We start from the raw sequence: 13,217 nt of genomic DNA, 5'->3' as shown, positions 1-13,217 counted from the left end.
TACGCATCGGTTTACCTTCGATGATGCGATGAGGGCCGATTGCCCAGCACTCTCCCTTATTGAGCTTACTAAGCTCCATTACCCACTCATCGCGAGAACGGCTTGTGGATAGTTCCGCCAAGATCTGTGCGAACTCTTTTAGCTCGGTGTTCGCGCAGTCGATCTCGGCTGGAAAAAAGCTTTCCCAAGCAACGCTCGCTCGCGACCTTGAAACCTGCGTACGCGGTTATGCGCCACGTTCTGCATCGAGTTCCGTCGAAGAGGCAGCCGAGCCAATGCTGGCAGAACTCGGTCTCATCCAAGAAGAGCGTAAAGGCGTGTATTCGTTCCGCCGCGGTCCGAAAACGTCGCTCACCGATGCATTCTTCGCCTGGGCTCTCTTGGATTTTTGGGATCGCTATCACCCCGGCGAAACCTCGTTGACCTTTGAGTCCATTGCTTATGGACTGGGGTCACCTGGAAGGGTGTTTAAATTAGATGAAGAGTCGACCGCAGAACGCCTTTTTGCACTGTCGAGTCTGACTGAGAGTAAGTTGAAGTGGTCTGATACTTCGGGACTGCGTCAGATCTATCGCGGCGAACTCGATGTCGGCAATTTCAAGCGGGCTATGATGGAGAAGTCGTATGAATAAGGCGGCGGAAATACAAATGGGCCAAGCAGTGCAGATCGCCCGTCATTATCGCCGCTCTGTCCGCATCGATGCGGATATTGGACGTGCGGAGGCCCTCGACGGTTATGTGTTGACTGACACCGCTTGTAACGCGCTGTCGATTATGTGCCGGCAGGTCAATGGTTCTAAAGATCGCGCGTTCACCTGGACTGGACCGTACGGCGGCGGTAAGTCGTCCTTAGCCGTGGTCCTAGCATCTGCATTATCGACCGATAGTGAGGTATGTGCACGCGCTACCGACATTCTTGCCGATAAAGTACAGGGATTTGCAAAGGCTTTTCCAGTCTCTTCTAAAGGATGGCTCGTTCTTCCCGTCGTCGGTAAACGCGGCAGCATTGCCGTTGAGGTCGCGAAAGGCTTGGACAAGGCACTTCCTCGTTCCAAGGCCCACGATGCGAGCCAAGTGACGACGGACCTCGTGGCTATCGCTGAAGGAGCGCGTTTTGATGGCGTGCTCCTGCTCGTGGATGAGATGGGCAAATTCTTGGAAGCGGCCGCAGCCGGTGGTGAGGATATTCATTTCTTCCAGGACCTCGCAGAGAAGGCGGGGCACTGCAAAGGCAAGCTCGTCATTGTCGGCTTATTGCACCAGTCGTTCCGTCAGTACGCTTCGCGTTTGGGCATTGAAGCGCGCGAGGAGTGGGCGAAAATCCAGGGGCGGTACGGGGACATTTCGTTCGTTGCCACCGGTGACGAGGTGGTCCAGCTGATCGGTAACGCGATCGAGTGCGACATCAAGCATCCACAGAGCGTTGATACCGCTCGCACTATCGGGGCAGCGATTGCGAATCGCCGCCCTAGTGTTGGTGAGAGCATGGCGGAGCTGCTCGACCAATGTTGGCCGCTGCATCCGATTACGGCTGCTCTGCTCGGCCCCGCATCTCGTCGCCAATTTGGCCAAAATGAGCGCAGTGTATTCGGCTTCCTGTCCTCGCTTGAACCACATGGTTTCCAAGATTTCCTGCAGGCCTGGGATGGGCAGGCTGCCTACGGGCCGGATCGATATTGGGATTATCTGCGAGCCAACCTCGAGCAAGCAATTTTAGCGTCGCCGGATGGCCATCGCTGGGCGCAGGCCGTGGAGTCGGTTGAGCGCGCTGAGGCGAAGGGGGCCGACGCTGTTGAGCTGGCGCTGGCTAAGGTGCTCGCTTTGGTCGATATCTTCCGTGGCACGTCCGGTTTGTTAGCAACCGATGATGTACTGCGCACCGCTATCCCAGGCACGCCCGAGAAAAAAGTACTCGCAGCACTTGAAAAACTGAGCCATTGGCGGGTTGCGGTATTTAGAAAGCACATCTCGTCGTGGACGGTGTTCGAAGGCAGCGACTTCGATATCGATCAAGCCGTGGCGAAGGCGCGCGCGACCTTCGCTGGCGTCGACACTGCGACTCTCACTGGGATGGCAAATCTGCATCCAGTCGTCGCTAAACGCCACTACCACGAGACGGGTACGTTCCGGTGGATGCGTGTATCCCTGCATACCCTACAAGAGGCCGAGCGCCTGGCCGATAGTTATACCGCCGAGGGCGGTGAGTTCGGGCGTTTCGCGTTGGTGCTACCCGACCGTCAATCGGTCCAGCAAGACGTGATCGCGAAGCTCTCCGCATTGGAGCGAGACGAAGACAAAACGGTCGTGTTTGGTGTTCCACCCAACTACCAGCTTGTTGCTGACCTGGGCGCAGAACTGGTATCGCTGCGCATCGTCGAAGAAACAAGTCCGGAGCTCGATGGCGACTCGGTGGCAAGACGCGAAGTAGCGGCGCGGCTGTTGGCGGTCAAAGGCGCGCTGGAAGAGTCGTTACGCGAAGCGGTTGCCAAAGCCCACTGGGTGGTTGGTGACAATGCCGAAAAGGTGAAGAGTCTTGCTGCCTTGGCTTCGGACATGGCTGACACACGTTTTGAAGAGTGTCCGAATGTTTGGAGTGAACTGATCAACCGCGATGTGTTGTCCACGAATAGTGTTAAAGCACGTCGCGACTTGATGCACCGGATGGTCAACAATGGCGATCAACAACACCTAGACATCGAAGGCTTCCCAGCTGAGCGCGGTTTATACGAGACCGTCTTGTCTGAACCGGGACTGCATGGCGAAATTGGTGAGAACGCGTGGGGTTTCAAAGCGCCCCTGCCAAACGATAAAGCGCGCATGTCGACGCTTTGGGAAGCGACTAAACAGGCCATCGTTGATGGCGGTGCCAAGGGGGCCACTGCTACTGAGATCTATGCTAATTGGGGCCGAGCACCGTATGGTGTAAAACCGGGCTTGATGCCTGTCTTACTGCTTGCGTTTGCGCTGACGCATTCGGAACACATCGCCGTCTACCGTGATGGCATGTTTGAGCCGAAATTGACCGATGTCGATGCGGACGAGCTTCTGCAAGATGCGCGCCGTTTCAATCTGCGCTGGGTAGACAAGGATAGTAACCACATCATCGCTCTTGAGTCGATCGCGGCTACGCTGCAGGCTTGTGGTTTCCCACCGGCTGGACACTCGCCGCTCGACATTTCACGTGGCCTCGTAAAACTGGTGTTTACTCTGCCGGTTTGGGCCAAACGCACCCAAAATGTGTCGAAGCAAGCGAAGTCAGTGCGCGATATTCTGCTGCGCGCAAGTGATCCGAATCGTCTCTTGATGATTGATCTGCCGACGACGCTTGGTGTTCCAATGACTGAGGTCGGTCCGGTGATCAAGCCCTTGTTAAAGGAGTTGCTCGATGCCTATCCTCAGATGCTCCAGCGGGTGGATAAGGCAATGGCCGAGTCGCTTGATACAAGCGAAGGTGCGGACTTGGAATTGCGTGAACGTGCGGAGCCAGTTTCCAAGCTCGGCGCAGATCTTCGTCTCCAAAGTTTTGCATCGCGCTTGATGAAGCGGGACGGCTCGCTGGAGGCGATCGAAGGGATTCTGAGCTTAGCAGCGAACAAACCTCCACGTGATTGGACGGACCTCGATGTCGACAGCGCACTGCTTGCCGTATCCGACTTGGCATTGGCGTTCCGCAAAGCCGAGGCGCTCATCAATGTGCAGGGCGCTGGCCTCGGGCGTGAAGCGATTTCGGTTGTGGTAGGCACTGGTGGCACGTCGCAAGTGATCACAAAGAGCTTCGAGCTTGCACGTCGCGATAAGCAAGTCGTGCAAGACGCGGCAAACAATGTATTAGAGCAACTTGAACGTCTCGGCCTGAAGGGCGACTTGTTGTTCGCGGCGTTGGCGAAGGCAAGCGCTGCGTTGTATGAGAAGGAAGCAAAGAATGGCTGAACGACATGTTCTAGGGTTGTCAGGTGGTCGAGACAGTGCGGCGCTGGCTGTGTACGTTCGGCAAACCATGCCCGAAATCGATTTCGAGTATTTTTTTACAGACACTGGCAAAGAACTGCCGGAAGTCTATGAGTTTTTAGGGCGCTTGGAAGGGTATCTCGGTCAGCCGATCCTGCGACTGAATCCGCGGCGCGACTTCGATTTTTGGCTGCGTGAATATGGCAACTTTTTGCCGTCGCCGCAGACTCGATGGTGTACCCGCCAATTAAAGCTCGCACCTTTCGAACAGTACATCAAGCCCATGCTTGCTGCCGGCGATAAGGTCTTTTCATATGTCGCCATCCGCTCGGATGAGGACTATCGGGAAGGGTACTCGGCAAAGCAAGCCAATTTGAAAGTGCTGTTGCCGTTCCGTGAAGCGGGAATCGACAAAGCAGGCGTCATCGAGATCCTCGAGTCGTCCGGCGTGGGCATGCCCAAGTACTATGATTGGCGGAGCCGCTCTGGTTGCACTTTCTGCTTCTTCCAGCAAAAGATTGAGTGGGTGCGCCTGCGTGAACTTCACCCTGAGGCGTATGAGGAGGCGAAGAGCTACGAGAAGACCGCTCTGGACAGCGGTTCACCATTTACGTGGACGCAAGGCGAGGCATTGACCGAGCTCGAAAAGCCCGAACGCGTCATCCAGATCAAAACGGACTATGAGGTTCGCCTGGAACGTGAAAAGGCGCGTCGTCCCGTCAATCCTTTACGTCAGTGGGACGAACCGATCGACATCGATGATTTGTATGGCGAGGACGAGGGCGGCGGATCGTGCAACATCTGCCACAAGTAGCAGGGCAGTAGACGTTTCGCCAACCTAAAGGGGGACTCGTCCCCCTTTTAGGTTCTTCACGGATTAGCAGGAAGCAAAGCTAAAAAACAAGAGAGCGGTGAAGAAGAGCTAGACTTGTTGTGCGACCAACAAAGCTGACTCGACTCACCGCTTTCATGACGAATCATAATTTTGAGCTCCCGTTCTGGGAAGGCTTCATTGCATCAATTGGAGCGCCGCCCAGGCGCAGTTTGGATTGATCTGCGGCGCTGCCCATCGGCGCCGATGGTATGCGGCGGCTGTGGTCATCACTGCCACCAGGTCCACGAAACCGGTATCCGCGTGGTTCGTGAGATGCCGATGTTCGGCTCCCCGGTCTGGCTACGGGTGCCGCTCAGGCGTCTTCGCTGCGGTCAATGCGGCACCCGAACCGAGCGCGTGGTTTGGCTGGATCGCCATGCCCGGATCACCCGCTCCCTGGCCAAGTTTGTGGGCTTGTGGTGCGAGAAGCTGCCGGTTGCCCATGTATGCAAACTGGCGCAACTGCACTGGGAGACGGTACGCAATATCGAGCGTGCCAGGCTGGAACGTCAACTGGCCGCTTTGCCCACAGCGCAACCAACGAGGCTTGTCATGGACGAGTTTGCGCTGTTCAAGGGCCATCGTTACGCCACCGTCGTGCTCGATGCAGACAGCCGACAGGTACTATGGGTTCGGCGAAGGCCGCAGCCGCGAGGCCATCCGTCCGTTCTTCGAATGGCTCTGCCCTGATCGCTGCGCCAACATCGAAGCCGTCGACATGGACATGAACACCGCCTTCGACCTGGAGGTTCAGCAGCAATGTCCGAAGGCACGCGTCGTCTACGACCTGTTCCACGTCATTGCCAAATATGGCCGCGAGGTGATCGACTGGGTACGCGTCGACGAGGCAAACCGCCTGCGGGACGATCGTCGCCAGCGTCAGGTCGTCAAGCGCTCTCGCTGGCTGTTGCTGCGCAACAGGGAAACGTCCCGCCGGCCCAGCAGGCGAATATGGACGAGCTGCTCGCTGCCAATCAGGCCTTGATGACGGTGTACGTGATGAAGACGGCACTCAAGGAGCTCTGGCAGACATCTGGCGGCTGGCAGTGGCTTCTTGCCTGGCGCAACTGGCTCCAGATGCCGCGCGACAGTGGAATCGAACCGTTAAAGAAGTTTGCTGCAAAGCTCAAGCCTTACTGGCGAGGCATCGCAGCACGGCTGCGCTGGCCGATGCATACAGGCCAGCTCGAAGGCATCAACAACCGTATCAAGGTGATGAAGCGCATGGCCTACGGCTACCGGGAAAGCGACTTCTTCTTCCTCAAGATCAAAGCCGCGTTTCCAGGAAATCCGTGAAGAACCAATAAAAAACCCCTCAGCAGTTTCCCTGCGAGAGCAGAGTTACCGAGAGGGGCCGTGTTGGCGTGAATAGTAGCATATCGTCTGGTACGTACTTTTCTCCTGTCGACATCGATACCGAAGGAGCACGCATACCTGCCTTGCCGGCAGAGCTGTGCAGGCCTGCCTCTCTTCGGCTGCAAATCATATCGGCCTGTCATCAACACGAAACACAGCTCCTCTATTCTGCGCCTCCATCAGCACGGCACTCGCCGTGCCCACACCACTGGAGATGACGCATGACCTCGACCCCTGAACTGTCCCGCCGCCGCCTGCTGCGCCTGCTCGGCGCCGCGCCCATGCTGCCCCTGAGCGGTTTCGCCGCCACCTCGCTGTTGGCCGGCTGCGGCGGCGACAACGACGACGTGTACGGCGCCAACCCGCCGTCGTCGGTCGCCACCTTCGCCAGCGTCTCGTTCAGCGGCATGGCCGCCCCGACCCTGGCCGATGCCGCCGCCATGGCCACCACCTCGGTCGGCTCGACCATGACGGTCAACTTCAGCGACACCAGCAAGATGGACTTCAAGCTGTCGTACAAGCCTTTCTTCATCACCGGCGACATGGTCCCGAACGGCGCCGGCGGCACGGTGCTGGCCGGCGGCTACTACAACATCCGCAACCAGCCGATCATCGACACCACCGTCGCCGGCAAGGAGCGCCAGTTCTTCTCGGATTCGCCGGATGGCACCTCGCTGCTGACCGTGCCGAACGCCAGCGTGCCGGGCGTGAAGGGCAAACCCGTGTTCGCCGTAGTGCAGTTCGAGTACGCCACCTACGCCCAGGATGGCCGCACCAGCATGTATGGCCGCCTGCCGTCGCCGATCGCCGTGCTGACCCTGGACCAGGACCAGAGCACCGGTAAACTCACGCTCGTGAAATACCACAACGTCGACACTTCCAGCGTCGAAGGACTGTGGATCACCTGCGGCGCCAGCCTGTCGCCATGGGGCACCCACCTGTCGAGCGAAGAGTACGAGCCGAACGCCTTTACCGCCGCCACCGACGCCCAGTTCAGGGCCTTCAGCAAGAACCTGTACGGCAGCGAGACCACCGCCAACCCTTACCACTACGGCCACATGCCGGAAGTGACCGTCAACCCGGACGGCACCGCCTCGATCAAAAAGCACTACTGCATGGGCCGCATCTCGCACGAGCTGGTGCAGGTGATGCCGGACCAGCGCACCGTGCTGATGGGCGACGACGCCACCAACAGCGGCTACTTCGTGTTCGTCGCCGACAAGGAAAAAGACCTGTCGTCGGGCACCCTGTACGTGGCCAAGGTCGGCGCCGGCTTCTCGATCGACCCGGCCGCCGCCACCGCCGCGCCGCTCACCTGGATCAAGCTCGGCTCGGCCACCAGCGCCGAGATCCGCCAGCTGGCCATGTCCCTGAAGCCTACCGACATCATGGACGTGCGCACGAGCGACCCGCAGGACGCCTCGTACAAGAAGGTGACCGCAAACGGCGCCATCGAATGGATCAAGCTGGTGCCGGGCATGGAAAAGGCCGCCGCCTTCCTCGAAACCCACCGCTATGCCTCGTTCGTCGGCGCCTCGATGGGCTTTACCAAGATGGAAGGCACGACCGTCAACGCGCGCGACAAGATTGCCTACTCGGCCCTGCAGAACTGCCAGTCCTCGATGGTGGCCGGCGAGCGCCTGAACGTGCCGGGCAACGGCGTATCGATCCCGAAGGCGCTGAATGCCGGCGCGGTGATGGCGCTGAACCTGAAGGGCGGCCAGAAGGACCTGGGCGGCGCGGCGATTGCCAGCGAATGGATGCCGGTCGATATCAAGGCCCTGCTGGCGGGCGAAGACATCGCCGCCGACGCCCTCGGCAACACCGGCAACCCGAATCGCATCGCCAACCCGGACAACCTGAAGTTCTCGGAAAAAATGCGCACCCTGTTCATCGGCGAAGACAGCGGCCAGCACGTCAACAACTTCCTGTGGGCCTACAACGTCGACTCGCGCCAGCTCACCCGCATCATGTCGATCCCGGCCGGCGGCGAATCGACCGGCCTGCACGCGGTCGACGACATCAACGGCTGGACCTACATCATGAGCAACTTCCAGCACGCGGGCGACTGGGGCGGCATCCACAACGTGGTCAAGACCACGCTCGACCCGCTGCTGCGCGCCAACTACAAGGACAAGTTCGGCTCCGCGGTCGGCTACCTGACGGCCGATTCCGGCCAGATGCGCATGGCCAAGCCCGCCGCCTGAGCAGTGACCGATGCTGCATTCGGTGCGATACTGTCGGCCTTCTCATTGACAGGCGCGCAGGCGCACCGACGCGGCACATGGCCATCCTTTCCCAGCTCATCCTGTATCCGATCAAGTCCTGCGCCGGCATGGCGGTAAAGGAGGCGGCAGCCGGCGTCTCCGGCTTGTCCGCGCAAGGCGTGCACGACCGCGAGTGGATGCTGGTCACGCCCGATGGCCAGTTCCTGACCCAGCGCGAGTATCCGCGCATGGCCACGGTTGTCCCGCGCGTCGAGGGGGCGACGCTGGTGGTCACCGCCCCCGGCATGCCGCCGCTGCAGCTGCCGCTGGCCCGGCAAGCCGCTGCGCTCACCCTGCGCGTGCAGATCTGGGACGATGTGGTCGACGCCGCCGACTGCGGCGACGCGGCGGCAAGCTGGTTCCAGCAAACGCTGGGCGGCGCCTGCCGCCTGGTGCGCTTCCTGCCCGGCCTGGACCGTCCGACCAGCACCACATGGACCGGCGGCGCGGCCTCGAGCGCGCGTTTTGCCGACGCCTACCCGCTGCTGCTGATCGGCAGTTCCGCCCTCGAAGAGATCAATGCGCGCATGCTGGCCGCCGGGCGCGCCGCCTTGCCGATGGACCGCTTCCGCCCGAACCTGGTGGTCGACGGCACCGACCCCTTCGAGGAGGATTACACCGAGTCGCTGCGTGCCGGCGACGTGCTGGTCAAGCCGGTGAAACCCTGCGCGCGCTGCCCGATCCCGGCGGTCGACCAGGCCACCGGCATCCCCGGCCCGGACCCGCTCGACATCCTGCAATCCTGGCGCAGCAAGGCGATTCTCGACGGCGCCGTCTGCGTCGGCATGAACTGCATCGTGGCGGACGGCGAGGGCGGCCTGCTGCGGGTTGGCCAGGAGCTCGACATCGCTTTGTCGTTTTAAGGCCGCGCAACCGGCGGCGCCGAAGGGGAATCGCCGGTTTTTCGTTTTCAAGCGGGCACGTATCGCGTAATGTAACGGCTATTGCTGAAAGGAATGTCATGCACCTGCCGGACGCGACGCCGCGCGACCTGATTGCCGAAAACGAAGCCCTGCGCGCGCACATGGCCTACCTGGTCGAACAGGCCGAGCGTAACCACGACATCATGTGCCGGCACCAGGCCTTCGACCTCGAAATCGTCGGCGCCTCGACCTTCCAGGAGCTGGTAGGCACCATCTTCCGCCTGCTGCCCGTGATTTCCGAACTCGACGCGGTAACGCTGGCGCTGCTCGACGCCGACGCCGACATCTACACCGTGATGCACAAGCTGGGCGTGGACTTCGAGCCGCTGACCGATCTGCTGTTCGTCGAGCATGCGGTGGAACTCGGCTTCCAGCACATCGACGGCGCCGCGCCGCGCCCGCGCCTTGGCCCCTTCGACACGGCGCAGCACCGCAGCATGTTCCCGCACGCTGGCGGCAGGCTGGCCAGCGTGGCGCGCGTGCCGCTGCTGCGCAACAAGCGCCTGATCGGCAGCCTGAACCTGGGCAGCCGCGACCCGCAACGCTTCACGGCGAGCATGGCGACCGACTTCATCGAGCACATGGCCTCGATCATCGCCATCTGCCTGGAAAACGTGATCAGCAACGAGATGCTGAAGTACATCGGCCTGACCGACCCGCTGACCGGCGTCTACAACCGCCGCTACATCGACCGGCGCCTGCTGGAAGAGATCGCCCGCGCGCGGCGCCAGGAGTATGCGGTGTCGTGCATGTTCATCGACGTCGATTTTTTCAAGCTTGTCAACGACAAGGTTGGACACCAGGCCGGCGACGAGGTCCTGCGCGAAGTCGCCACCCGCATCAAGACCGAACTGCGCCTGTCCGACGCGCTGGCGCGCTACGGCGGCGAGGAATTCGTGGTGCTGCTAGTCGACGCCAACCTGCCGGCCGCCGCGCTCGTGGCCGAACGCATCCGCTCCAGCGTGGCCGGCACGCCAGTCGACCTGGCCGACGGCGTGCTGCTCGACGTGTCGGTATCGATCGGCGTGGCCGCCCTGGAAGATGCCGACCGCGAGCACCCGATCGAAAGCGTGGCCCAGCAACTGGTGGGGCAGGCGGATGTGGCGCTGTACCAAGCCAAGGAATCCGGGCGCAACTGCGTGGTCACTGCGGCCTGAAATAACATTTCACCGGGCTTGCAATCGTGAAATCTTCTTTCACGTAGGGTGGGCTCTTGAGCCCACGCGGTACTACTTACGCATGTCGATCATTGACGCGGAGCGGTTGAAACCGTATCGTCACCGGCCAACGATTTGAATTCGCTTCGCGGCTCGCAACGGTACGACCGCGTGGGCTCAAGAGCCCACCCTACGAAAACCACATGACATTCGACGAACGCCGCAAACGCGCCATTGCCGTCCTGAACCGCAAAGGCATCCCCCAGGCCAGCTCCGAGCCGGCCCACATCCGCCTGTTCCGCCGCCTCGGCATGCAGGTGCGGCCCCTGCATTTCGAAACCTTCTGGCGCACCACCTTCTTCTGCGGCCTCTGGTTCGGTCCCATCTGGGCCCTCATCATGTGGCTGTTCAACTGGCGCAAGGAAGGCACCGCTCCGGCAGTGGCCCTGCTGGCCACCGTGATTTGCGGCCTGGCCTACGGCCTGGTGATGGCCAGCGTCTACGCCTGGAGCAAAAAGAAGCACGCGCTCCCTAGCTGGGAATCGTTAGGGTCGTAGGGTGGGCGGCTCTACCCGCACGATTGATCATCCAGGCCGCTTGCGCCGCCCACGCGTCTATCGCCAGCGGCAAGATCCATCGCGCACGATGACGCAACCGATAACACCCGACGCGTGGACGGCATAGCCGTCCACCCTACAGCAAGCGCCCCTCGGCCCGCGTCACCGCATCGGCCGAGCCGCGCAGCACCACCACGTCGTCTGCCTGCAGCACCGTCTCCGCTGCCGGCTCCACGCGCATGCGCGCACGGCGGATGCCGGTCACCTCGGCCCCCAGTTCGTCGAGCCCGAGTTCCCCCAGCCGGCAGCCGGCCGCCTTGGCATCCTCGCCCAGCACCACCGAGTGCAGGCGCACGTACATGTGCTCAGGATCGTCGGTGACGTCGCTGGCGCCGTGGAAGTAGCCGCGCATCGACGCATAGCGTTCGTCACGCGCGCTCTGCACGCGGTGCACCACGCGCCGCAGCGGCACGCCGACCACCACCAGCGCGTGCGAGGCCAGCATCAGGCTGCTCTCCAGCGCTTCCGGCACCACCTCGGTGGCGCCGGCCATGCGCAGCACCTCCAGGTCGCTGTCGTCATGGCTGCGCACGATCACCGGCAGCGAAGGCGCCAGCTCGTGCACCAGGTGCAGCACCTTCAGCGCCGCGCGCGTGTCGGCAAAGGTGATCACCAATGCACTGGCGCGGTTGATGCCGGCCGCGATCAGGGCTTCGCGCCGCCCTGCATCGCCATACGACACGTTCGACCCCGCCGCCTGCGCTTCCTGCACCCGTTCCGGGTCGAGGTCCAGCGCATACCAGGGCAGCTTCTCGTCACTGAGCAAGGTCGCCACGCTTTGCCCGCTGCGCCCGAAGCCGGCCAGGATCACGTGCTTCTGCGCCGCCATCGTGCGGCTCGCCAGTTGCGTGAGCTGCAGCGACTGCATCATCCATTCGTTCGAGGCGATCTTCATCACGATCTTGTCCGAGTTGGCGATGACGAAGGGCGCCACCAGCATCGACAGCACCATCGAGGCCAGCACCAGCTGCATCAGGAACGGGTCGATCAGCTTCGAGCCCGAGGCGAGGTTCAGCAGCACGAAGCCGAATTCACCGGCCTGCGCCAGCGCCAGGCCGGTGCGCATCGACACCCCATCCGAGGAACCGAACAGCTTGGCCAGCAATGCGATCAGTGCGAACTTCAACAGCACCGGCAGCACCAGCAAGGCCAGCACCAGCCACCAGTGCTCCAGCACCAGCCGCAAATTCAGCAGCATGCCGATGGTGATGAAGAACAGGCCAAGCAGCACGTCGCGGAAAGGCTTGATGTCTTCTTCCACCTGGTGCTTGAACTGGGTCTCGGAGATCAGCATGCCGGCGACGAATGCGCCCAGGGCCAGCGACAGCCCGGCGCGCTCGGTGATCCAGGCCGCACCCAGGGTCACCAGCAAGAGGTTCAGCATGAACAGCTCCTGCGAACGGCGCTTGGCCACGATCGTGAACCAGCTGCGCATCAGCTTCTGGCCGAAGAACAGCAGCAGCGCCAGCACCAGCGCCGCCTTCACGCCGGCCCAGGCCAGGGTGGCGGCCAGGTCTTCCGGGTTCCTGGCCAGCGAGGGAATCAGGATCAGGAGCGGCACCACGGCCAGGTCCTGGAACAGCAGGATGCCGATGATGCGCCGTCCATGCTCGCTTTCCAGTTCCAGGCGCTCGGTGAGCAATTTGACGACGATGGCGGTCGAGGACATGGCCAGCGCCCCGCCCAGGGCAAACGACGCCTGCCAGCTGATGGCCAGCGATGGCATCCACATCGAGAACAGCAGGGTGCCGAGCATGGCGGCGACGATCGTCAGCACCACCTGCGCCATGCCGAGCCCGAACACGATGCGCCGCATCGCGCGCAGCTGGGCCAGCGAGAATTCCAGCCCGATCGAGAACATCAGGAACACGACGCCGAATTCGGCCAGCGCGTGGGTGGAGGCGGTTTCGGCGGCCAGGCCCAGGGCGTGCGGGCCGATCAGCACGCCGACGGCGAGGTAGCCCAGCATGGGCGGCAGGTGCAGCGAGCGGAAGGCCACCACGCCCAGCACCGCGCTGCCGAGCAGGAGGAGGGTCAGTTCGAGTCCGGATGCCATGCGTAAATATGTTTTTGTC

At 61.7% G+C, this 13,217-nt stretch carries 9 protein-coding genes and 1 pseudogene; 9 read left to right on the top strand and 1 reads right to left on the bottom strand.

Features of this window, described 5'->3' with window-relative positions; translation table 11 throughout:
• The first annotated feature begins 104 nt into the window (after positions 1-104).
• From ACWYRN_RS06155 to ACWYRN_RS06115, 9 genes and pseudogenes are all read left to right on the top strand, one after another.
• Entirely contained in the window at positions 105-632 is a 528-nt protein-coding gene (locus ACWYRN_RS06155) for a DUF4007 family protein (protein WP_488691618.1), read from the top strand.
• On the top strand, positions 625-3,930 hold the full coding sequence (locus ACWYRN_RS06150) for an ATP-binding protein (protein WP_488691617.1): 3,306 nt from the start codon (positions 625-627) through the stop codon (positions 3,928-3,930). Before ACWYRN_RS06155 ends, ACWYRN_RS06150 begins: the two co-directional genes overlap by 8 nt.
• Positions 3,923-4,762, top strand: a complete 840-nt coding sequence (locus tag ACWYRN_RS06145; protein WP_409268564.1) for a phosphoadenosine phosphosulfate reductase domain-containing protein — start codon at positions 3,923-3,925, stop codon at positions 4,760-4,762. Before ACWYRN_RS06150 ends, ACWYRN_RS06145 begins: the two co-directional genes overlap by 8 nt.
• A 264-nt stretch (positions 4,763-5,026) precedes the next feature.
• Entirely contained in the window at positions 5,027-5,512 is a 486-nt protein-coding gene (locus ACWYRN_RS06140) for a helix-turn-helix domain-containing protein (protein WP_488692782.1), read from the top strand.
• Positions 5,427-6,118: pseudogene (locus ACWYRN_RS06135) on the top strand (ISL3 family transposase). The gene ACWYRN_RS06140 and the pseudogene ACWYRN_RS06135 overlap by 86 nt, the downstream one beginning before the upstream one ends.
• 281 nt (positions 6,119-6,399) lie before the next feature.
• Positions 6,400-8,385, top strand: coding sequence for a PhoX family protein (locus ACWYRN_RS06130; RefSeq protein ID WP_488691616.1), 1,986 nt, complete (start codon positions 6,400-6,402; stop codon positions 8,383-8,385).
• A gap of 77 nt (positions 8,386-8,462) precedes the next feature.
• Positions 8,463-9,308 carry an MOSC domain-containing protein gene (locus ACWYRN_RS06125; protein WP_488691615.1) on the top strand — a complete coding sequence of 282 codons (846 nt, stop codon included), beginning with the start codon at positions 8,463-8,465 and terminating at the stop codon, positions 9,306-9,308.
• A 98-nt stretch (positions 9,309-9,406) separates the two neighbouring features.
• Positions 9,407-10,525 carry a GGDEF domain-containing protein gene (locus ACWYRN_RS06120; protein WP_488691614.1) on the top strand — a complete coding sequence of 373 codons (1,119 nt, stop codon included), beginning with the start codon at positions 9,407-9,409 and terminating at the stop codon, positions 10,523-10,525.
• A 203-nt stretch (positions 10,526-10,728) separates the two neighbouring features.
• On the top strand, positions 10,729-11,082 hold the full coding sequence (locus ACWYRN_RS06115) for a DUF6404 family protein (RefSeq protein ID WP_488691613.1): 354 nt from the start codon (positions 10,729-10,731) through the stop codon (positions 11,080-11,082).
• A 136-nt stretch (positions 11,083-11,218) separates the two neighbouring features.
• Here the strand turns inward: ACWYRN_RS06115 and ACWYRN_RS06110 are convergent, their stop codons facing one another.
• Positions 11,219-13,198 (bottom strand): monovalent cation:proton antiporter family protein, encoded by a 1,980-nt coding sequence (locus ACWYRN_RS06110; RefSeq protein WP_488691612.1) that lies wholly within the window; start codon positions 13,196-13,198, stop codon positions 11,219-11,221.
• Positions 13,199-13,217: the final 19 nt, after the last annotated feature.

This window comes from Massilia sp. BAP21 (genome assembly GCF_057801335.1).
Note: the sequence above shows the minus strand (reverse complement) of the source record. Positions and strands in the feature narration are given on the sequence as shown.